Here is a 22,083-nt window from a genome sequence, read left to right as displayed (position 1 = left end):
CACCTCTTCCCATCCCGAACAGAGAAGTTAAGCCCTGCAGCGCCGATGGTACTGGGGTTACACCCGGGAGAGTAGGTCGCCGCCTCATTTATACAGACCCTTTGGAGCAATCCAAAGGGTTTTTTGCGTTTGGGGGGAAATGTGAGACAAAAGCAAGAACCGGGATGCGAGCAGGGACTGGGTGAATTTACTAAATGTGATTTACGGCCAGCCTGTCCGTCAGGCAGGTTTACGAGGCTTTTTTTATAGGTAGGTCGTGTGAACTGCAAATCAGGAATTAAATTGAAGAAAGCCTGCCTTGGAACATCTTTAATGATGAGGCAAGGATGAATAGATGACATATAAATCAAAAGTTATAAACTCATAAGACTAAAAATTCCATTTTGCCTTTAGGAGTACGAAATTTGGCAATACTGAAAAATCTGTCCTACTGTTGACTCCGGGTGCTATTTGTAAAATAGCTAGACTTCTGTTATTCATAATATTGTTGTAAAATAAACCAAGCTCCCATTTTTTATCTTTAGGCTTGAAGTTTATTTCGGCTTTTAAAATTGAATTTAGATTTAGATTTTGAGAATCTATATTTAAACCTTCGTAATTCAATCGTATTTGAAGAATCTCAATAGGAGTATAATTGATTGTAGAGTTAAAAGTGTGAAATACAAATCTGTTTTTGTTTTCATTCCAATTATTGATCAGAGAGTTGTAATTGTAACCTAACGAAATTCTAATGTTTGTAAGGCCCACAAATCCAGCTGTGATTGATCCAGTTTGATTTTTTATGTGACTAGTATCTAGTATTTCGCCAACCCCCAATGGTCTTGTAGTATTATTCATATCATATGATATTTTTATCAAAGATGATAAACTTGAAAAGTATTTTGAGGTTGAAATTGATGCATTGAAATCTTTTGTGCTCCCATCATTTAATTGAGTTTCCGAAATCAAATCTTCAATAAAGTTAAATGTGCTATAAATAGCATTTTCTGATTTTCTTATTCCAAGTTCTGTATTGAAAACAAAGTAGTTTAATGATTTATTCTTGATTTCAATATTTCCCAAAAGCAGCTGGATTCGTTCAGGGTTAAGTGGGTCTGACTCGTTGGAAATTTCATGTCTAAAAGAACGTGAAAATGTCAAAGGTACCCATTCATTCAATTGTAAAAATGTATTGTTCAGTGTCCACGCTATTCGATTGGATACTATCCAGTTTTTATCTAAAATTTTCTCATAACTTGATTTTAATGTCGGTTCGACAAAAACATAATTCATCTTTATCGATGACCAATTAGCTGCTATATTTCTTATGTTTGAAGATGCCCAAAAATTAATTTCTTTCCATTTTGTAGTGAAATTCGTGTATAGCCTTACTTCTTGATAATTAGTAGAAAAATCGTCAAAGTTCTCTGAAAGTAGATGATCTTTAGGTCTCCTTTCTAGAATTTGTCTTGATATTGTGTAATTAATCACGGATTCTGCAAAAGTTTTCTCTGACCATTTTATTAGATGTTGACCTTTAATGCCAAAATTATGATTAGATTGTTCTATTCTTTGGTTGGGGCTCAACTCACTAATATTTACTTCAGCAAAGGATAAATCTTCCTGTAATTGATCAGCATGTACATTTATCTCGAAATCCAACACCTGTTTTTCATCTAACTTTATCAGGTATTTGCTACTAAATAGTAAGCCATATTTATTTAAAAGATTTTGTTGATTTTGGTCTCTAAATGTATTTGATATTTGATTTGAAATGTTTTCGGAATTAATAATTGCTCTTCCAGAGATTTCCAATTCCTGATTAGATTTAATTTCTTTGGTCCAAGTAAGTGATTGAAAGAGGTCTCTGAATTGGGTGCTTTGTATGCTTTTTTGATTGATTGAAAAGCCTTGGTCTTCTTTCGTAAAAAAAAAGCTTGAGTCATTCTGAATGAATTCGCGCTCTCTTATGGTTACAGTTGTATTACTTTTAAATTTGATTTTGTCATTAATTTTGAAAATTAAGTTCGGGTTGGTGTAAATACCTCTTTGAAAATTGAAGTTTGATGCAGAAAACATTTCTGGGGCTTCTTCGGATCGGTCAGTAATTGTGCTTATCGATTGAAAATTATTGGCACCAATATTTCTTGTGTCGTATAGGTTAAGATTCATTACTTCTATATCATCTCCCAAATTGCTTGATTCTGTCACCCAAAAACCTTTATTGCTTTTGTTGTAGTGCAATAGTTCTGCCTGCAATTCGGCTCTCTTCCATGTGCCAGCTCCAAGAGAAGCTTTCCCAAATAATGGTGACTTAAAATCCTCCTTTAATTTAATGTTTATCGCGATATCATCGGATTTCTTTACTCCTTGTAAGAGCTTGTTTCCAGTAAACCTTTTTAAGATTTGAATGTCTTCAAGCCAATCCGCTGATAAACCTTTGGACAAAATTTGATAATTTTCTCCAGTAAGATCGTCTCCATCCAATAGAATTTTGGATATTTCTCTTCCTTGAAAACTTATTTTTCCATTACTATTAACTTTTAATCCAGGTAATTTGGCTAATACATCTTCTAGTTTCCTTTCAGTGCCATCGATTATATTTTTTACCACGTAATTAATCGTATCTCCTGTTTCTTCAACCAGTACATTGTCTCTTATGACAACTTCCCTGAGTTTTGTGTTGTCAGATGGATGTAGGATTATTTTTTCACTTTCAAAATCTATATTTTCAAATTCTATTTTTTTAAAACCAAGTCTTTGAAAACTTACAGTGTATTTTCCATCATTAGGAAAACTAATGGAATATTCTCCCACTGGATTGGAGTATGAAAATTCAATGATATTTCCCAATTCGTCTTTCACAACAATTTGAACCATATCTACTGGTTGTCCTTCAGTGTCGATTAGTAGACCTTTTTTTGTAATTCCGGGATGAATATCTTGGGCAAAAGTCGGTATGATGAAAATCACCATAACCAGAACCAGAAAACCTATATTCCTGATCATATAGGTTTCTAGTATTCAAGTTCAGTTTTTAGCCTTGTTGGAGATTGACCAGCATTGGTAATTTCCAAATCTTTGTACTTGGCCTGCATTTGGGCTATGATAGCTTGGTTTTTTCTGTAAGACTGTTCGTATTCTTTATCTAAACATCTATTAAAATCAGTATGACTAATTATCTCACTGTCATTCAAAAAATCTGGAATCTCTTGTTGATCAATATTGCTTATTCCTGTTGGTTTTATTTCTACAGATCCATCGAGTGATCTGACCTCTAAAATTAATCCAGGTAAACCTGAAAATTTCCACGGACCTGCATTGATAGGAATTTCAAATGCAAACCAAGCTTCATATTTTCTGCCTCTGAATGTAGTTGTTGCCTTACTTAAAGCGTAGCCCTCCCAATTTTTAGATTCATTGGTGATAGACCAGTCTAGCTGAATTTCGTCTTTGTAAATTAATGGAGTTTCCTTCTTACAAAAATTTCTGCAATGTAAAATTCTGCCACTTAATTCCCTTTTAATTTGATAACCATTGGCATCTGAAAAAACGGTTTGTCCTTCTTTTATCATAACACCATTTTCAAAATTATTTTGTTCCAGTTCCCATTCGCTTTCGTTTGATTCTTTCCATATGAAAATTGATGCTCTATTATTTACATATAATTTCGCAGGAAACTCAAAAATATCTTCAGTCATTTTAGTGACATAATTAACTTTGATAATTTGAGCTTTAATTATGTTTGGGATAGAAACAAAAAGAATCAATAAACAAAGTAATGTCTTTTGCATAATTATAAGTTTGAATAAATAAAAATAGGTGGTGGCAAGCTTTGCTCGCCACCATTAGGAATCAAAAAATTACTTCTTTAACTCCAGATAAGCTGCATAAGCTTTCATCAGTTTTTCACAATTTCCTTTTCCGTAAAATCCATTCTTGTGATCAATGATTTCGCATCTTGCAAATGCTAAAGTTTTAATCTCAAAATTACCTTCTTCTGTCGTTTCCGAAGGTTTTTCTGTTGCTGTAGCCATAGCCAAGCTAATAGCTAGTGCCGAAATTAAGTTTGTCATGATTTTGATTTTTAAAAGTGATAAATAAAATCTTATTTGGCGCTTAAATAATTAGATCAAAAAAAAAAAATAATTTTAAAAAATAAAAATACATTCTAAAAAAGAGTCTTAAAAAAAATTTATGATAATAATAATAAAAATATATCTTTTACTAACATGGTAATACGAAATGCTTTTTAGGGGCTTAGTTGAGTATTTACTGACTATAAGATATGGATAAATTAAAGATTTGTTTCGAAATCAATTCATTCACCACAGCACAATATCTCGAATAGATGCGTTGATCTGAAGATGAATTCATATTTAACCATTAACTCCTTTTATCAATAACTTATATGCTGTGTGTGGAATGAAAAAGAGAACTCAACTTAGATTTTGGCTATTTCCTTTTTGAGGGTATCTATGATGTTGTCTAATTCAAGATGTATACCTGATAATAATTCTTGCCTTTCGGTATCATTCATCTTTTCTATTTCTTCCGCAGTAGTAGCATATTTACTTAACCTGCTTAGATCAAGGTTTAAGGCTACTCCTTTGATAGCATGACATGTTTGCTTAATTTTTCCTGTGTTCTTTATATTGTTTGTAATACTTATTAGATCTTCCTTTAATTTGGTAAGATTCATGTTGCTAACTTCTAATAGTTCTTTAAAAAAGTTTGGGTCCGAATTCCTGAATTCTTCCAGTTTTGAAAATAGTGGTGTCTGAATTTCTGGGTCTTTTGATAAGCTGATGAACTTTTCTATTTTATTTTGAATATCAGCTACCACAACGGGTTTGGACAAGTAATCATCCATGCCTGCAGAGATACACCTGTCATACTCCCCCTTTACAGTCCCTGCAGTCAATGCAATAATCGGTACTCTTGAATTTCCAGCTTCTATCTTCCTTATTGCAATAGTAGCTTCATAACCACTCATTTCTGGCATTTGGATATCCATAAAAATTAAATCCGGAATGTGTTCCCTGTAGGAGTCTAAGGCTTCTCTTCCATTCTTAGCCTCAAATATTTTTGAAGATGGTAGGATATTTTTTACTATAGTTTTGGCCAAAAGCATGTTGACTGGATTGTCATCGACAAGAAGGATTTTTATTTTTCCTTTTTTTACTGTTTTAGTTAAAGTTTTAGGTTGGCTAATTTGTTTTGGTTCCTCATTGGATTGAAGGTTTTCCTGACCATTCATTATGGGTAAGATTATTTTAAAACTGAATATACTCCCCTTACCTACTTCTGTTTCTACTTCCAGCTTGCTTCCCATTAACTGCAAAATCTTATTGCTGATCGACAAACCTAATCCAGTGCCTCCATACTTTCTCGTTGTAGAGTTGTCTTCTTGGGCAAAAGCATCGAAAATAATATCTTTTTTCTCATTCGATATCCCTATTCCAGTATCAATCACCATAAATTCTAGGTGTGCATGGTCTTTATTTGACAAATCATCGATTTTGACAAGTAATTCAATCTTACCTTTTTGAGTAAACTTGCCAGCATTACTCAAAAGGTTTATCAGAATTTGTTTGAGTCTCGTTTCATCTGCGTAAAAATAACTGGGCATGTCATCAGGTAATGAAACCAACAATTCAATACCTTTTTCTTCGGCCATTGGTTTGATCATTTTTACAGCATCGTTTGCAAGCTTGGTTAAGTTTACTTGGGTTGGGCTTAATTCAAGTTTGCCTGCTTCAATTTTGGAGAAGTCCAATACATCATTGACCAAGTCTAGAAGCAAATGGCCTGAATCAACTATTGATTTTAAGAATTCTTTTTGTGTTTGACCTAAATCCGTTTTCATTAATAAATCTGAAAATCCAATGATACCATTTAAGGGTGTCCGTATTTCATGACTCATATTTGCAAGAAACTCTGATTTGGCAATACTTGCTTCCTTGGCGTTCTGCATCGAAACACGAAGGTTTTCCTCCATATTTCTCCTTTCAATAGCATTTGAAATACTTTCTGCAAAACTTATCAACAAGGCTGTTTCTCCTTCACTCCATTGTTTTTCTTTTTGACAGTCGTCAAACCCTACAAATCCCCAGAAGCTTTTTTCTACAAAAATAGGGATCAATAATATTGAAATGATGTCCTGACTTTCCAGTAAACCCCTTAGGTCAGGATCCTCTATTTTTCTTACAATATTTGTATAAACTTGATTTTTTATGAGGTAGTCCATTGATTCGCCAAACAAACCAATGGGTAGATTTTGAAGGTCCGGATTGTCAATTTCCGGATCAACTCCTGTAGCACTCCATTCAAATCTCTGCGAACTGAAGTAATTGCCAGCTTCATCTATGTTGTTTTCAAACAAATATGCCCGATCTGCACTAGCCCCATCTCCAAGAATTGTAATGGCCTTTTGAGTTGCTTTTGAGAAATTTGCATTCGAAAGTAACTCCTTGGTCGCGAAAGCGATAGATGTAAGCATTTTTTCATTTCGAAGCAGACTTGTATTGATGTTTTGCAGCTTACTTTCATTGAACCTGATTTTTTCTTCTGCAAGTTTTTGTTTGGAGATATCCCTCAAAAATAAATATTGAAAATCCTCTTCTTCAGTGTTTTTCAAGAATCCAGAATAAAACAGGTCGTTTTCTACATCCATAAACTCCACCTCAATAGCTTTATCGGTGGAAAACAATTTTTGGATCTCGGGGTGATCCAAATATAGATCCTTAATATTAGTATTTTGAAGATGGTAAAAGTTTTTGCGTAAAATTTTCACTGCCTTTTTATTTGCTGCAATTATATTTTTGTATCTATCAAAGATTAGAATACCATCTGATAGATTTTCAAAAATTGTTTTGAAGGCAATCGGTGTTTTCCTGAAAAGCCCAAGTCTAAATAATCCTATGTAAATAAAAACGGCACTTATCAACAAAGTGAATGGGACAAAATCAATATTGCGATAAGAGTAACCAAATAAAGCTAGGCTGTGTGCAAGCCAGGGGAAGGTGGTACCGGCTAATAATGTAAGTACTTGGCTTTTGTAAGGTTTTGGTATAGAGTAGTACATTTTCACCAAAACCAAGGTGGAAATCAGAATAATAATATTATTAAAGCTTTCATAAGCGACATCTAAGATTCCTTTTTCAAAACTTACGGCCAAATAAAAACCGTTGTACTTTGCGGTAAGTATTTTGTAAAAAAGTCTATGGGAGTCATTTGTAAACAGTGCAACTAAAAATAGGCCACTTAAGACAAAGATTAAATATATCAGGAAGGACTTAAGATACCTTTCATTTCCTGAATATTTCAGCACGAATAGAAGTAGAAAAGGAGTGATTAAAACCCCGCCAAGGTATTGAAGTTTATAGGTGAGAACTACTGTAAATTCATTATTCGCCAATAGCTCCAATCCATAGAAGAGAGAGTAAATGAAACAACCAGCGAGTAATCCCGCAAAGAAAATTTCACCATTGCCGGCTCTTTTTCGAAAAGTAAAAACACCTAAAAGCAAAAAAAGAAAACTCGTAATGAGCACAGGTACTGCCAGAATATTGTAGGTGAAATCTAAATTCATTGTGGTGAGTCCATTTGAATCATTAATTTATTAATAAATTTTATTGATTTTCATTTTGGCATGACTTTAATTAAATGATTCTATTTCACGAAGTTGGTTTTGTGATTATTTAGTTTAAATCATTGGAGTTTTATAAATATTAGGGTAATTTGAATTTGAATTAAATCATGATAAAAATGAAAAATTTCACTTTACTCTCAATCTTGTTTCTTGGTATAGCTTTCAATTCAGTTTTTGCACAACAGGCTGAAGAATTAACTAATGAGGAAAAATCAGAGTTGAAAAAGCAGATGAAGGAAGATAAAAAGGCTGTCGCGCTTGAAAAGGCAGAACTAAAAGCTGCAAAAAAGGAACAAAAATTATCTGAGGCAGTGGTCAAAGCTGAGGAGAAAAGGATAAGCAATCTTCAGAAATCTCAGAAAAAATACGATAAGGCTTTAACTGCCAAACAAAAAGCTGAAATTAAATATGCCAAGCAAAATCTCAAAATTGAGAAAGCCAAACAAAAAGGCAAAACAGAGACCGCAGATATTGCAAAAATGGAATTGAAATTGAAAAAAACAGAGATTTCGATTCAAGAAGCTCAAGCCAATATTGATAAGTACCAAAGAGATATAGAAAGATATTCATCCAATTCTCCTTCAAAAGTAGAGGATGAAGAGAACTAAGGAGTTTTAAACTTTATCAGCTCCATAGAAAACCATCAAAAAATTGATGGTTTTTTTGTGTCAAAAAGTCTGTAATTGATAGCTTGAAAGCCTAAAAACAGACAAAATTTCCGAAAAATACTGCTAATTAATGTTGGATATTTTTTTGATAGGGAAGAATTAGAATTTAATCCTCAAAGAAACCAACGAAACAACCATGGATTTCAAACAATTTACAATTAAGTCTCAAGAAGCTATTCAGAAAGCTGCAGAGCTCGCTATGGCTGCACAACAGCAAGCCATTGAACCAGCCCATATATTAAAAGGAATTTTGACCGAAGACGAAAACGTAGTGGATTTTCTTTTTAAGAAAGCCAGTATTAACAAAGTGCTGATAGGTCAAAAATTAGATGATATAATCGATTCTCTACCAAAAGTAAGTGGACAACAACCATATTTATCTAATGCCTCCAATCAGGCAATTGCAAAGGCAAAAGAGTTCCTCAAAACATTTGGTGATGAATTTGTTGCCATTGAGCATTTGATTTTGGGCTTGCTGTCAGGAAGTGATAGAACAGCCCAATTATTAAAAGATCAAGGCATAAATGAAAAAAAATTGATTGAAGCTATCAAAGAATTAAGACAAGGAAATAAAGTGACAGATCAAAACGCAGAATCAAAATACAGGGCGTTGGAAAAATATTCCAAAAACCTTAACGAATTGGCCAAGAAGGGTAAAATCGACCCGGTCATAGGTAGAGATGAGGAGATAAGAAGGGTTTTACAGATCCTTGCAAGGAGGACTAAAAACAATCCTATTCTTTTAGGTGAACCCGGAGTTGGTAAAACGGCCATTGTAGAAGGGTTAGCTCAAAGGATTGTGAGTGGAGATGTTCCTGAAAACTTAAAGTCCAAAACACTTATTTCATTAGATATGGGACTTTTAGTGGCTGGAGCCAAATATAAGGGAGAGTTTGAAGAAAGACTTAAGGCTGTGATCAAGGAGGTGACAGATTCGGATGGTCAAATTATTTTATTCATCGATGAAATTCATACGCTAATAGGTGCAGGAGGCGGCGGTGAAGGAGCTATGGATGCTGCCAATTTGTTAAAGCCTGCCTTGGCAAGAGGTGAGCTTCATGCAATAGGAGCCACGACACTTAAAGAGTACCAGAAATATATAGAAAAAGACAAAGCGCTGGAAAGAAGGTTTCAGTCCGTAATGGTTGATGAGCCTGACGCAGCTGATGCGATTTCTATCCTTAGGGGTATCAAAGATAAGTATGAGCTCCATCACGGAGTAAGGGTCAAAGATGATGCTGTCATTGCGGCGGTTGAATTGTCTCAACGGTATATCTCTGACAGGTTTCTTCCTGACAAAGCAATTGACCTAATGGATGAAGCAGCTGCCAAATTGAGAATGGAGATAGATTCTTTGCCTCAAGAGCTTGATGAGCTTAACAGAAGGATCATGCAGCTTGAAATAGAAAGAGAAGCTATCAGAAGGGAAAATAACAAAGATAAAGAGGCGGTTCTTAGCAAAGAAATAGCTGAGCTTTCTGAAAAAAGACAATCTGTAAAAGCCAAGTGGGAGTCTGAAAAGGCTGTTATTATGGGGATCAGAAGAGAAAAGGAAAGTATAGATAAATTAAAACTGGAAGCTGAACAAGCCGAGAGAGCTGGGGACTTTGGCAAAGTTGCTGAAATCCGATATGGTAAAATTGTTGATTCGGAAAAGAAGCTCCAAAGCTTTCAAACGCAATTGGAAGAAATGCAGCAAGGCTCTCCTTTATTAAAGGAGGAAGTAGACAATGAAGATATTGCTTCTGTTGTTTCTAAGTGGACAGGAATTCCTCTTTCAAAAATGATCCAAAGTGAGAGAGACAAGCTTCTTCATTTGGAAGATGAGTTGGGGAGAAGGGTAGCAGGTCAAAAAGAAGCTATCATGGCACTCTCTGATGCTGTCAGAAGGAGCAGAGCGGGTCTTCAGGATCCCAAAAGGCCCATTGGTTCATTTATCTTCATGGGCACTACGGGAGTCGGCAAAACTGAATTAGCCAAAGCTTTAGCCGAATATCTATTTAACGATGACAATGCCATGGTTAGAATCGATATGTCTGAATATCAGGAAAGACATGCCGTAAGCCGGCTGGTGGGGGCACCTCCAGGGTATGTTGGCTATGATGAAGGCGGTCAATTGACTGAGGCAGTGAGGAGAAAGCCATATTCGGTTGTGCTATTGGATGAAATAGAAAAAGCGCATCCTGATGTGTTTAATATCCTCTTACAGGTGCTCGATGATGGAAGACTTACAGACAACAAAGGAAGAATTGCTAATTTCAAGAACACCATCATTATCTTGACTACCAATATTGGATCTCATCTTATTCAAGAGCGATTTGCTGAGATGGAAGAGTGGAACAAGGACGAATTGATGGAGAAGACGAAGTCAGAAGTTTTTGATTTGTTGAAAAAATCCGTCAGACCTGAATTCCTCAATAGGATTGATGAAACTATCATGTTTGAGCCGCTAAATAGAGATGTAATCCGGCAAATTGTGGATATACAGTGGAGAGAGATACAAAAACGATTAGAAGAATCTAATATCGAAATTGATGCGACCACTGAGGTTTTGGATTATCTTGGTCAAGTAGGCTTTGATCCTCAATTTGGAGCAAGGCCGCTGAAAAGAACCATGCAGCGTCTGATATTGAATGAATTATCAAAACAGATTTTATCTGGCTATATCAAAAATGATTCTGCGGTACTAGTTGATTTGGATGCAGATAAGCAGGTTTATTTCAAAAATATAGAAAGCATTGAAGTGTAAGGGTTGAAATTAAAGCGTAGCAATTTTATAATTGCTGCGCTTTTTTTATGATTCACTCGGAAAATAATATAAATGTAAAGCGGATTGTGTTTTTTTAGAAAAATAAGGGAGATAGCTTATCGTATTTGACAACAAGGAAAACTTTTGCTTGAAAGTCAGGTTAAACTTCTATGCTCGAACATTTCTTTTCTTGCCCTTATTGCTTTGAGGAAATATCCATGCTCTTAGACCCCTCAGTAAGCAAACAAAACTATATTGAAGATTGTGAGGTTTGTTGCAACCCCATTGAGCTAAGTTTTGAAATCGAAGAATCAGAGTTGCATTTCTTTGAAGCCAACTCAATAGAACAATAATGTTATTTGAAGCCATCAATTCCATAGAGGAAGTATTTTCCGAAGTTATTCACGAACTTCATAGAGGCGCATTGGATCGCAAGCATCCTTTTCGATTCGTAGTTTTGAGTTCGCTTGCAGGACCTGACCTTGAAAGTAGGTATGTTGTCTTGAGAAAAGTGGGTAAGAATTTGAGTTTTTTCTTTTACACAGATTCGAGAAGTTCTAAAGTAAGTCAATTAAACAGTGAAAACAGGACATCACTTTTGTTTTTTCATCCTCAGAAAAGAGTTCAAATCAGGGTTAATGGCAAAGCTATTCTCCATCATCAAAACGATACATCTTTGAAACATTGGAAGAACGTTCAAGGTGAAGCCCAAAAAGCTTACAACTCCACTCTAAGTCCCGGGACTGAAATAAAAGATCCCCAAGAAGCATTTCATTGGAAAGAGGATTTGTCTAACCCAGTTAACTTTTGTGTTATAGAAATCCAGCCAGATCAAATAGAGTCATTGCAATTAAATGGACTTGAGCACTTACGGATAGGTTTTTCCCTATTAGAAGGCGAGTGGCAAGGGAAATGGCTAGTGCCTTAATTTTACCCGACAATACGCGTCAATTGTTTTTTTTGAACCATACAGCAAGAGTGCTTTTTCACATGTGATATGTACCAATTTTTGTTTCACAATAGGTTTATCACATTGAATCAAAAACCAGGTGTTTGTTTTGTTATTGGCATCATTGCCTCTATACTTATTTTGGAATATGTGAAATAATATTTTAAAATGTCCTTAGTGAAAAGTCTTAGCTATTATAACCTCATTCCTACATAGAATTTTCTTTGTTTTGCTCCATAAGAGTTTTAGATAATATTTTTATCTTGGAGAAGACTTATTTAAAACCATGATTGAGAATCAAAAACCTAAAGAAAGTAAAACATCTAGAGAGACTCAGACTTTCTACAGGGTGACTTTTAAGAACAATGTTGGATTACTCCAAATAGCGGATAATAAGGCGAATATGCTAATCAGCATCAACACCTTGGTTATTTCAGCAATAGTAGCCATTTCAGGTTATGGTGCTATAGCCAGTCAATTTGAGACCATAGGAATTAAGGTCATATTGCCAGTAAGTCTATTGCTTGTTTTTTGCTTGATATCTACAATTTTGGCGGTGAAAGCGGCTAAACCTAAGCTTATTCTCCGGGATGATCGGCCATACCAACCTGAAAAGGGAAGTATTCTTTTTTTTGGCGAAAGTGCTTCGATGTCATTAGAGGCCTATTTGGCGGAAACAGCAAGAATTCTTACTTCAAAAAACGAAATAAATAGGCATATGTCTGTAGCCTTGTACCAGCAGGGGATTGTCTTAAATAGAAAGTACAAACTACTTGGGCTTGCATACAACCTATTTATGATTGGAATTGCAACAGGAACCTTTGCTTTTCTTGCATTCTTATTTCTTGAATAGTAAGGAAGGTTCTGATTTTCAGTATTTAAGTTGTATTTTTATTAAGCTTTTTTTCAAACTCTAAGTCCAAATGAATAGGTTGCCCATAGCTGACAGTTTTGAAAGTGTCCAAGTGTCACTCTGTCGAATTAGGTTGACAGCGTTGGTATTTCTGTTGGCTTCAAGTTTGATTTTTTCTGAAGTAAGTTTAGGTCAAAATTCAGAGGATTTATTCGATAACAATGAAATGCTTGACTTAAAACTGGCATTTGCTTTTAAGGAGGTAAAAAAATCAAAAGAAAAATCGTCCAGGTTTCCATCCATACTTACTTATCAGGGTGATGAATTTTTGGATTCTATTGATGTAGAAGTTAGGGCTCGAGGTAATTTCAGAAGACAAAAATGTGCTTTCCCACCTTTAAAGCTAAGAATCAAAAAGAAAAATCGTGTCGGAGGCATATTTGAAAGTCACAAAAATTTAAAATTGGTTCTTCCATGTTCTTCATCAGATCAATACGATCAATTAGTTGTAAAGGAGTTTTTGGCTTATAAATTATATGAAGTTGTCAACCCTTATTTTTTCAAAACAAGACTTATTAATCTCGAACTTACAGATCTATCGGGTAAATCCCCCAAAACGTATCATGTGAAAGGGATCTTGATAGAAGATGATAAGATGGTAGCCGATAGGTTTGATGCCAAGTTGGTGAAAGATCTTCAGTTGAGTCCCTTTAGAGTTTACGATTCTGTAGGAATTCGTCATGATTTTTTTCAAATGATGATATCCAATACAGATTGGTCCACTATGGCTCAGCACAATATCACCATGATGGCTATTAATCAATACCAGTACATCCCTTTACCCTATGACTTTGACATGTCAGGCCTTGTAGATGCACCTTATAGTACGGTGAGCGAGTTACTTTCAATTCAATCTGTCAGGGAAAGGTTATACAGAGGAATATGCTGGAAGCCCGAACTTTTTGATTTTACAAGACAGGAATTTTTAAGAATAGAACCAGAGGTTTGGCAAGTTTTTGAAAATAATGCTCAATACTTAAGTCCAAATGAGGTTGCCAGGCAAAAAAAATACCTTGAGGAGTTTTTTGAAATTCTTAAAGACGATAAAAAATTCCAAACAGAGATTGTAAATAAATGCCGGGGTTGATTGCCATTGGTCGCAAATCGTAGATCAAAATAATAAAAGAGTCTTGTATTCTCTTTCAGAATCTATATTTTTATCAAAACCCTTAAACCTGACAAGATGAAAAGTAAGACAACCGAACTAACCCGTAGACAATTTGTTGCCCGAACAGCTATGATGGCATCAGGAGGAATATTTTTAAACGGAATCGCAAAAGCGCTTTCTTTACATTCAAACCCTGATCAAAAAATGAAATTGGCCTTAGTCGGCTTGGGGGTTCGGGGTGTCAATATGTTTGGTCGTGATGTGCAGAAAACCTATTCTGATCAAATTGAATTCGTTGGACTTTGTGATATCAATAAAGGTAGGCTTGAGTTTGGGAAGAAATATATAGGGATAGAATGTCCGCTTTTTGAGGATTTTGATGAATTGCTGGCAGAAGCCAAACCTGATGTGGTGATCGTTACTACTGTTGACAACACACACCATACTTTCATAGTGAAGTCATTGGAATTTGGATGCCACGTGATTACAGAAAAGCCAATGACAACTGATGAATTTAAGTGCCAGGAAATTCTGGATGCAGAAAGAAAATCAGGGAAAAATGTCATAGTTACGTTCAACTACAGGTACTCTCCCCATAGGCAAAAAATTTACGAACTGATCAGGTCTGGTGAAATCGGAGAGGTAACTTCAGTTGATTTTCATTGGTATCTGGACACCTCACATGGAGCTGATTATTTTAGACGGTGGCATGGGTATAAGGAGAAAGGGGGAACCTTATTGGTACATAAGTCTACACACCATTTTGATTTGCTCAATTGGTGGTTGGATTCTGATCCTGAAGAGGTTTTTGCTTATGGCGCACTGGAGTTTTATGGCAAAAACGGAAAATTCAGGCATACACATTGCCGGACTTGTCCGCATCAATCTAATTGTGATTTTTTTTGGGACATCACCAAAAACCAACATTTGGTAGATTTATATACAAATAATGAAGAACATGACGGCTACCTTAGGGATGGTTGTGTCTATAGAGAGGATATAGACATTTATGATAAAATGGCTGTGCAAATCAAATACATGAATGGCGTTCAGGTAAGTTATTCCTTGACCACATATTCACCCTACGAAGGATACCGGATTGCTTTTAATGGTACAAAGGGCAGGATAGACGCTTGGATCAAAGAAAGTCAACCATGGCAAGAAGAAGCTAAGGATGAAATCCGTCTAACGAAAAATTTTGGAGAATCTGAAATTATTGTCATACCTCATGGAGGAGGTGGTCACGGAGGTGGAGATACCCGCTTAAAGGATAAATTATTTAAAGATCCAGAAATGGCGGATCCTTTCCGGCAATCCGCAGGTACCCGGGATGGTGCCATGTCTATATTGGTTGGGATTGCGGCAAGGAATAGTATTGAAACTGCAAAGCCTGTGAAAATTGCAGACCTCACTGATATTCAACTGCAAAAAACAGGTAGAGGAGCCTAAAGCAATATCTTTCATACAAATTGAACTTGATAAACTTTTTGTACTGAAAGTAATGTTCACCCAAGTATGGAGACGCTTTTAATTAAAAATATGGTTTGCCCACGTTGTGTCATGGCCGTAGAGGAACAATTGACGAAAGCTGGGCTACCGTATCAAGATGTATTTCTTGGTAAGGTGATTTTGAAAAAAAAGCTTTTACCTGAAGAGCATAAAATGCTGCAAGGCAATTTAGAAAAAATTGGTTTTCAAATACTTGAAGATCAAGACTCTAAAAAAATAGAATTGATTAAAAACTTATTGCAGCAAATCATTACCGAAGAAGATATACCTCCTGGGTTCAGCCTTTCTGTTTATCTAACATCTCAACTAGGCAAAGACTATTCAACTTTAAGTTATCTCTTCAGTAGCTTGGAGGGAATAACCATAGAACATTTTTTTATCAATCTCAAAATCAATAAAGTCAAAGAATGGCTTTTTTATCAAGAGATGCAACTTAGTGAAATGGCTTGGAGTCTGGGATATAGCTCTGTACAGCACCTTTCCAGCCAATTCAAAAAAGTAACAGGAATGACACCTACCGATTATAGAAAATTAGTCAAAAAAGGTGGCTTAGGTTGGAAGGTTTAAAATGAATATCCTCTTATGAGGAAAAAATATTCTAAGCAATCTTCCAACCTTCTAATTATAAAATCTTTCAATTAGATAGAAAAGCAAAGGCGTCGATTCACATCGACGCCATAAAAGTTGCAAGGATTTTGAAAAAATGTTCGTTTGCTGTACATGTCAAAAGTAGAAATAAACCCTTTGTTAAGAGCATGCTTACGATTAAGTATAGTTTAAATAATATTGTTTAAGAGGTTGATCTTTTAATGATTTAGTAATATTTGAAGAATTTCAAGACTGTTTCCTGTACTATTTTTATTCTTACTGGTAAATCAACGACCACCCTCACAATATGAAGGGCTATTTTTCTCAATCTCTCATTTTACAATTTTTAGGTATTCACAATCCCAAGTCTCCTAATTTATCTACCTTTGCAGCAAAGAAGGAAAATAGTGAAAGCGAGAACATTAAAAAAAGATAAAGTCAACATCATTACAATGGGGTGTTCCAAAAACTTGGTAGACTCAGAAGTATTGTTGACACAGCTAAAAGGTAATGGGATTGATGCCAATCATGAAGCCAATTCCAAAGACAATAATATCATCATAATCAATACCTGTGGATTCATAGACAATGCTAAGCAAGAGTCTATTGATACCATTTTGCAATATGTAGACGCCAAAGAAAAAGGTGCTGTTGATAAAGTTTATGTGACGGGTTGTTTGTCTCAACGATACAAAGATGAATTGGAGAAGGAAATCCCGCAGGTTGATGCTTATTTTGGCACGCGTGATTTGCCAGCTTTGTTGAAAAAATTCAAAGCGGATTACAAACACGAGCTCGTAGGTGAAAGACTATTGACCCACAATGCGCACTATGCCTACATGAAGATATCCGAAGGTTGCGATAGGCCTTGTTCTTTTTGCGCAATACCATTGATGAGAGGTGGACATGTCTCTAGACCTATAGAAGAGCTGGTGAAAGAAGCTGAGCATAAGGCTGCCAATGGAACCAAAGAATTGTTGCTCATCGCCCAAGATTCTACGTATTACGGATTGGATTTGTATAAAAAAAGGAACCTCGCAGAATTAATGAGGAGACTATCTGACGTGAAAGGTATTGATTGGATAAGACTACATTATGCCTACCCGACAGGATTCCCGATGGATGTCATTGAAGTAATGAAAGAAAGGGAAAATATCTGTAATTACCTTGATATTCCACTTCAGCACGGCTCTACTTCAGTGTTGAAAACCATGAGGAGAGGTACGACAAGGGAAAAGCAAGAAGAATTAATCCATTCTATCAGAGATTTGATTCCGGAGATAGCCATTCGGACGACTTTGATTGCTGGCCATCCTGGAGAAGGTGAAAAAGAGTTTCAAGAAATGGTGGATTTTGTAGAGAGAATGAAGTTTGAGCGTTTGGGGGTTTTCACCTATTCACATGAGGAAAATACACATGCCCACTCGATGGAAGATATTATTCCTGAATCGGAAAAGCAAGGTAGGGCTAACCAATTGATGGAAGTGCAAGAGCAAATCAGCTATGACCTCAACCAAGAGAAAATCGGTAAGGAGTTTAAAGTTTTGATTGATAAAAAGGAAAATGGGTACTTTGTAGGAAGGACAGAGTATGATTCCGTGGAAGTGGATAACGAGGTATTGATAGACGCTTCAGTCGATTACTGTAGAATAGGAGACTTTGTGCAAGCAAAAATCACCGAGGCCACAGAATTTGATTTATATGGAAAAGTGATTTGATCCGAATATTCAAAAAGATTAAATAAAAAAACCATCGGTATATCCGATGGTTTTTTTATTTTAACCTTTGGTTAAATATTCCGTGTGAATCATTATGAAGAATTTACTCCTAATCATTGCCTGTTTTTTTGCCTTTTCTTTGGCGGCTCAGCAACCGGAAAATGGTTTTGTCCGCATGTACCATGGCACCAATAAGCTCATAGCTGAAGGGAATTTGATTGATGGCGAAAAAGTTGGAAAATGGAAGGTTTACCTCAGAAAAAACATTGATAACCCTTTTTTTAAGGAAGAACAAACCTCAGAATTGGCCTCTGAGAGAGATTTTTTAAAGAATTTTTTCACCCACCCTCCGATACAAGTCATCACTTATAGAGATGGAGAGTTACATGGACCATATGAATCTTTTTACCTGAATGGAAAGCTGGAAGTAATAACTGGGTTTAAAAATGGAAAGCTTGAAGGCGAATATCAGGAATTTTCTGAATTTGGTAAGCCACTTAAAACCGGCAGGTTCATAGACGGTAAAATGCACCGTGTCTGGAGATCTTATTACCTCAATGGAAAGTTGAAGGGTGAGGAAAATTATTTTTTGGGATTGCGGATAGGGGAATGGAAAAAATACCACCCCAACGGACAGTTAGAGGAATTTATTACCTACGTACAGCATAAGCCTGCAGGAGAATATTTACTGTATCATGCCAATGGAAAGACAAAGATTTCGGGGAAATTTGAAGATGGGCTTCAAAAAGGAGAATGGAAAGAGTTTTTTGAAAATGGGAATTTGGCTACTGTTGGTAATTTTGATAGAGGACTTGAAGAAGGTATGTGGGAGGTATATGATGAAGAAGGAAGAATTCTCACTTTAGGATCATATGAAGATGGAATAAAAGTGGGAGCTTGGACAGAGCAATCAGATATTCACCCAGATATTTTAAGAAGGGGGCATTATGACAGTCATCAAAAAACCGGAAGTTGGAAACTGATAACCAAATCAGGAGAAGTTTTGCAAGAAGAAATCTATGATAGTGGTAGACTAGTTGCATTTAGTCCCTTTAGATCTTTGAAAGGAGAAATTTTGGAAGCTGGAAATTTTGAAAACGGAGAAGGTTCTAGGGTTTATTATGATCCTCTTGGGCATAAAATTGCATGGGGTCAACTTCAAGATGGGAAATATCAGGGAGTCTGGCAGTATTTTCATCCAAGGTCAGAACAAGTAGCCAAAGTTGGGAGATTCCATCAGGGCCTAGAAGAGGGAGAATGGAAATACTTTACCATCAAAGGCAACTTGTCCAAAGAAGAATCTTTTATCAATGGAATGCTGGTCCATGAAGAATATGATGAAGAAGGAAGTCCTGGAATGCTAGGTCCCACTGATCTTTTCCCAAATGCAAACTCAGATACCGCTTTGAGACAGCATGGGATGCAACTCTTCAGGCCTGACGCATGGCATAGGTTTCAGGGAGCTTCTAAAGGCCTACACTAAAGTGGAAAAAACATAACCTTTTGTTAAAGTTGAATTAGTGGGTTTATAGGCTGATTGTTTCTATTTTTCTAAAAAAAAAACATAATGAAACATTTATTACTTACAGCTTCATTCCTTTTTATCATGTCTTTTTCATTTGCTCAATACAGTTATGACCTTCAAGGGCATAGAGGTAGTCGCGGACTAATGCCGGAAAACACCATTCCCGCTATGATTAAAGCTCTTGATCTTGGAGTTACCACATTAGAGCTTGATCTGGCTGTCACTGCTGATGGTGAGATCATTGTTTCTCATGAGCCTTATATGAACCCTGTAATTTGTCTCACACCCAATGGAGATGAGATTGAGGTTGGTGATAAGTCCCATAATATTTATAAAATGACTTGGAGAGAAGTTCAGCAGTATGACTGTGGATCTAAAGCACAAGCAAATTTTCCTGAACAAGTTCTGTTTCAAATCGGCAAACCTCGATTGGCTGATTTGATTGAAGTAGTGGAAAAATATGTAGATGACTTTAATCTTCCTAAGCCAAATTACAATATTGAAATTAAGAGTTTACCGGATGGTGATGGAGAATATCATCCTACACCGCAAGATTTTTCTGATATGGTGTATAAATTGATTTCCGAAAAATTAGACTGGAAGAGGGTAAACATCCAGTCGTTTGACTTCAGGGTCATAAAATATATGCACCAAACATATCCAAATGTCACTTTGGCAATGCTGATTACAGATCCAAGGAAATATGAAGAGCAATTGGAAGAACTGGGTTTTCAACCTGAAATTTATTCACCTTACTTTGTAGCCTTGACAGCAGAAATCGTTAGTGCTGTTAAAGGGAAGGGAATGAGGATTATCCCATGGACTGTCAATACCACAGATCAAATGGAAAATCTACTGCAAATGGGTGTAGATGGTATCATTACAGATTTTCCAGACCGTGCACCCAAAAAATAAGCACTTTGCTATTTTTAAAGTAAAAGCCAATAAGCTATATACATCTTAAAAATTTATCAATAACCTCCTGTTTTTCGGGAGGTTATTTTTATTTTAATGGGGTAGTCAATATGATGATTTATGGGAATTTGAGTCTAAACGATAGTATCATCTTTTTTTAAAAGGAGTAAATTCAGTCAGCGTTAAAGGCATAATTTGGTTCAACAGTTGGGCTTTGATTTTTCAATCTGTACCCCGTATTGAATCTTCATTTTTAGAATCTCAAATTATTCGCAGAGAGTAAAGAGTTCAAAAAACCTAAATTGAGTGAAGAAATACAATAAACTGTTACTTCTGTAAAAATATCAAAATATTATATAATTATTCTGATAGTATTCTTTTGAATTTTGTGATGTATTAATTTTTAAAAACATGAAAAAAATGCAGAAGAAAGATCCGAAATATAAAAAAGGGGTGTTGTCAGAGTTAAACGATGATCCGGTTGAAAAGAAAAGGAAGGGTACCAGCGATAAAAAAAAAGGAATTATTGCTGATTTGAATGGTCCTGCCGATAAAAAAAAGTGAAACCGCAAACTTTATAGTTGATGGATCTGAGTTCCGAAAGCTGATTTACCAAGCTTAGGGCTACAAGATACATTTTAACACATTTTCCTTCTTGAAGGAATCAAGAAAGTACTTAACAATCATTTTAACCCAGAGTGTGCATCAGGATTCTCAATACCTTCCATACGCTCAGTTTTGGGAGATGAGAGAAAGCTCGTGCATATTCTGAATTTAACTAAACCACAGAAATATGTTCCATCACGTAAAAGAATTACAGTTTAATGCACGGGTTTCTAAGCCAGACGTCCGTTTTGCAAAACTCCTTTTGGAGCAATTTGGCGGTCCAAATGGTGAACTGAAAGCTGCAATGCAATATTTTGTTCAAGCATTTGGATGTAGAAAAGCTTATCCTGACAAATATGATATGTTGATGGACATAGCAACGGAGGAATTCAGTCACCTTGAAATTGTAGGTGCTACAATTCAGATGTTGCTCACCGGTGTAAATGGTGAATTGAAAAATGCTGCCGATGAGTCTGATCTGACTAAGGTCTTGGATGGTAAAGCTGCCAAAGAAGATTACATACAAGAAGCCATGGTAAATCCACATTTTTTCCTTGTAAGTGGCGGAACCCCCACACTGACTGATAGTGTGGGTAACCCTTGGAGCGCAAGCTACATTATGGGTATGGGAGACTTGACAGCTGATTTGCGGCTGAATATAGGTGCAGAAACCAGCGCCAAAATGGTCTATGAAAACCTCATGAAATTTACAGATGATGTATATGTGAAGGAATCTTTGAGGTTTTTGATGACTCGTGAAGTTGCCCATTTTCAAATGTTCCAAGCAGCTTTGGACACAATCAAGCCAAACTTTCCGCCGGGTATTTTGGAAGGTGATCCAAAGTTTAGCAATAAATATTTCAACATGTCAAAGGGTGAAGAATATAAAGGACCTTGGAATGAAGGTAAAAGCCCATTAATGGGAGAGGAATGGCAAACTATAGAGGAGCCCCGTCAGCATGTCAAAGATACAAACGGACTCTTGGAAGAAAAAAGCAAGGGCACTGATCGGTCTGAGGAATCTGTTCAATCTGCTAATAAAAAACTAAGTGCTGAGAGAAAAACAAAAATTGATGAAGCCAATGCTCCAAAAAATGGGGTCATGAGCTGGTCAGTTTATGAGGATAGCCAAAAGGCTAAAGATCATGAAAAGTCTTCCGCATCGAAGTAGGCTTGGTATTCATATTATTATTTAAATAAAG

General features: G+C 35.9%; 17 protein-coding genes and 1 rRNA gene. 14 read left to right on the top strand and 4 right to left on the bottom strand.

Going from position 1 to position 22,083, the window contains the following annotated elements:
• Window positions 1–88: ribosomal RNA gene (gene rrf / locus CLW00_RS20480) — 5S ribosomal RNA — on the top strand; the annotation flags it as partial.
• 281 nt (window positions 89–369) lie between these two features.
• Here the strand turns inward: rrf and CLW00_RS20475 are convergent.
• The 4 genes from CLW00_RS20475 to CLW00_RS20460 form a co-directional block, all read right to left on the bottom strand.
• Window positions 370–2,988, bottom strand: a complete 2,619-nt coding sequence (locus tag CLW00_RS20475; protein WP_106135582.1) for a TonB-dependent receptor — start codon at window positions 2,986–2,988, stop codon at window positions 370–372.
• Window positions 2,989–2,996: 8 nt separating this feature from the next.
• Complete coding sequence (locus CLW00_RS20470; protein WP_106135581.1) at window positions 2,997–3,773, bottom strand: GLPGLI family protein; 777 nt, start codon at window positions 3,771–3,773, stop codon at window positions 2,997–2,999.
• 69 nt (window positions 3,774–3,842) lie between these two features.
• The gene (locus tag CLW00_RS20465; RefSeq protein WP_106135580.1) at window positions 3,843–4,055 is read right to left on the bottom strand and encodes a hypothetical protein; all 213 of its coding nucleotides are present in this window, start codon (window positions 4,053–4,055) and stop codon (window positions 3,843–3,845) included.
• A gap of 368 nt (window positions 4,056–4,423) precedes the next feature.
• A complete protein-coding gene (locus CLW00_RS20460) occupies window positions 4,424–7,573 on the bottom strand; it encodes a histidine kinase N-terminal 7TM domain-containing protein (RefSeq protein ID WP_106135579.1) in 3,150 nt (1,049 codons plus the stop codon).
• Window positions 7,574–7,749: 176 nt separating this feature from the next.
• Between CLW00_RS20460 and CLW00_RS20455 the strand changes: the two genes are divergently transcribed.
• The 13 genes from CLW00_RS20455 (at window position 7,750) to CLW00_RS20400 (ending at window position 22,052) form a co-directional block, all read left to right on the top strand.
• The gene (locus CLW00_RS20455) at window positions 7,750–8,241 is read left to right on the top strand and encodes a hypothetical protein (RefSeq protein WP_106135578.1); all 492 of its coding nucleotides are present in this window, start codon (window positions 7,750–7,752) and stop codon (window positions 8,239–8,241) included.
• Between the two features lie 196 nt (window positions 8,242–8,437).
• Window positions 8,438–11,050, top strand: a complete 2,613-nt coding sequence (clpB, locus tag CLW00_RS20450) for an ATP-dependent chaperone ClpB (RefSeq protein WP_106135577.1) — start codon at window positions 8,438–8,440, stop codon at window positions 11,048–11,050.
• 170 nt (window positions 11,051–11,220) lie between these two features.
• Window positions 11,221–11,403 carry a CPXCG motif-containing cysteine-rich protein gene (locus CLW00_RS20445; protein WP_106135576.1) on the top strand — a complete coding sequence of 61 codons (183 nt, stop codon included), beginning with the start codon at window positions 11,221–11,223 and terminating at the stop codon, window positions 11,401–11,403.
• Window positions 11,403–11,978 (top strand): PNPOx family protein, encoded by a 576-nt coding sequence (locus CLW00_RS20440; RefSeq protein WP_106135575.1) that lies wholly within the window; start codon window positions 11,403–11,405, stop codon window positions 11,976–11,978. Before CLW00_RS20445 ends, CLW00_RS20440 begins: the two co-directional genes overlap by 1 nt.
• 307 nt (window positions 11,979–12,285) lie before the next feature.
• A complete protein-coding gene (locus tag CLW00_RS20435) occupies window positions 12,286–12,852 on the top strand; it encodes a Pycsar system effector family protein (RefSeq protein WP_106135574.1) in 567 nt (188 codons plus the stop codon).
• Window positions 12,853–12,922: 70 nt separating this feature from the next.
• Window positions 12,923–13,999 carry a hypothetical protein gene (locus tag CLW00_RS20430; RefSeq protein WP_106135573.1) on the top strand — a complete coding sequence of 359 codons (1,077 nt, stop codon included), beginning with the start codon at window positions 12,923–12,925 and terminating at the stop codon, window positions 13,997–13,999.
• Window positions 14,000–14,095: 96 nt separating this feature from the next.
• A complete protein-coding gene (locus CLW00_RS20425) occupies window positions 14,096–15,469 on the top strand; it encodes a Gfo/Idh/MocA family protein (RefSeq protein WP_106135572.1) in 1,374 nt (457 codons plus the stop codon).
• 66 nt (window positions 15,470–15,535) lie between these two features.
• Entirely contained in the window at window positions 15,536–16,096 is a 561-nt protein-coding gene (locus CLW00_RS20420) for a helix-turn-helix domain-containing protein (protein WP_106135571.1), read from the top strand.
• Between the two features lie 428 nt (window positions 16,097–16,524).
• Complete coding sequence (rimO, locus tag CLW00_RS20415; protein WP_106135585.1) at window positions 16,525–17,835, top strand: 30S ribosomal protein S12 methylthiotransferase RimO; 1,311 nt, start codon at window positions 16,525–16,527, stop codon at window positions 17,833–17,835.
• A 94-nt stretch (window positions 17,836–17,929) separates the two neighbouring features.
• On the top strand, window positions 17,930–19,318 hold the full coding sequence (locus CLW00_RS20410; protein WP_106135570.1) for a toxin-antitoxin system YwqK family antitoxin: 1,389 nt from the start codon (window positions 17,930–17,932) through the stop codon (window positions 19,316–19,318).
• Window positions 19,319–19,402: 84 nt separating this feature from the next.
• Window positions 19,403–20,275 (top strand): glycerophosphodiester phosphodiesterase family protein, encoded by an 873-nt coding sequence (locus CLW00_RS20405; protein WP_106135569.1) that lies wholly within the window; start codon window positions 19,403–19,405, stop codon window positions 20,273–20,275.
• 420 nt (window positions 20,276–20,695) lie between these two features.
• Window positions 20,696–20,839 carry a hypothetical protein gene (locus CLW00_RS21470; protein WP_211300237.1) on the top strand — a complete coding sequence of 48 codons (144 nt, stop codon included), beginning with the start codon at window positions 20,696–20,698 and terminating at the stop codon, window positions 20,837–20,839.
• A gap of 229 nt (window positions 20,840–21,068) precedes the next feature.
• Window positions 21,069–22,052, top strand: a complete 984-nt coding sequence (locus CLW00_RS20400; protein WP_106135568.1) for a manganese catalase family protein — start codon at window positions 21,069–21,071, stop codon at window positions 22,050–22,052.
• The last annotated feature ends 31 nt before the right edge of the window (window positions 22,053–22,083 follow it).

It is taken from the genome of Mongoliibacter ruber, from assembly GCF_003003005.1.
Taxonomy (GTDB): Bacteria; Bacteroidota; Bacteroidia; order Cytophagales; family Cyclobacteriaceae; genus Mongoliibacter; species Mongoliibacter ruber.
The sequence above is the reverse complement of the archived record's forward strand: the minus strand, read 5'-3'. Positions and strand labels throughout refer to the sequence as shown.

Coding starts and splice junctions, on each gene's coding strand:
- CLW00_RS20425 (WP_106135572.1), top strand. CDS start 14,096: ATGAAAAGTAAGACAACCGAACTAACCCGTAGACAATTTGTTGCCCGA.
- CLW00_RS20470 (WP_106135581.1), bottom strand. CDS start 3,773: ATGCAAAAGACATTACTTTGTTTATTGATTCTTTTTGTTTCTATCCCA.
- CLW00_RS20420 (WP_106135571.1), top strand. CDS start 15,536: ATGGAGACGCTTTTAATTAAAAATATGGTTTGCCCACGTTGTGTCATG.
- CLW00_RS20455 (WP_106135578.1), top strand. CDS start 7,750: ATGAAAAATTTCACTTTACTCTCAATCTTGTTTCTTGGTATAGCTTTC.
- CLW00_RS20475 (WP_106135582.1), bottom strand. CDS start 2,988: ATGATCAGGAATATAGGTTTTCTGGTTCTGGTTATGGTGATTTTCATC.
- clpB (WP_106135577.1), top strand. CDS start 8,438: ATGGATTTCAAACAATTTACAATTAAGTCTCAAGAAGCTATTCAGAAA.
- CLW00_RS20435 (WP_106135574.1), top strand. CDS start 12,286: ATGATTGAGAATCAAAAACCTAAAGAAAGTAAAACATCTAGAGAGACT.
- CLW00_RS20460 (WP_106135579.1), bottom strand. CDS start 7,573: ATGAATTTAGATTTCACCTACAATATTCTGGCAGTACCTGTGCTCATT.
- CLW00_RS20410 (WP_106135570.1), top strand. CDS start 17,930: ATGAAGAATTTACTCCTAATCATTGCCTGTTTTTTTGCCTTTTCTTTG.
- CLW00_RS20430 (WP_106135573.1), top strand. CDS start 12,923: ATGAATAGGTTGCCCATAGCTGACAGTTTTGAAAGTGTCCAAGTGTCA.
- CLW00_RS21470 (WP_211300237.1), top strand. CDS start 20,696: ATGCAGAAGAAAGATCCGAAATATAAAAAAGGGGTGTTGTCAGAGTTA.
- CLW00_RS20440 (WP_106135575.1), top strand. CDS start 11,403: ATGTTATTTGAAGCCATCAATTCCATAGAGGAAGTATTTTCCGAAGTT.
- CLW00_RS20400 (WP_106135568.1), top strand. CDS start 21,069: ATGTTCCATCACGTAAAAGAATTACAGTTTAATGCACGGGTTTCTAAG.
- CLW00_RS20405 (WP_106135569.1), top strand. CDS start 19,403: ATGAAACATTTATTACTTACAGCTTCATTCCTTTTTATCATGTCTTTT.
- CLW00_RS20445 (WP_106135576.1), top strand. CDS start 11,221: ATGCTCGAACATTTCTTTTCTTGCCCTTATTGCTTTGAGGAAATATCC.
- CLW00_RS20465 (WP_106135580.1), bottom strand. CDS start 4,055: ATGACAAACTTAATTTCGGCACTAGCTATTAGCTTGGCTATGGCTACA.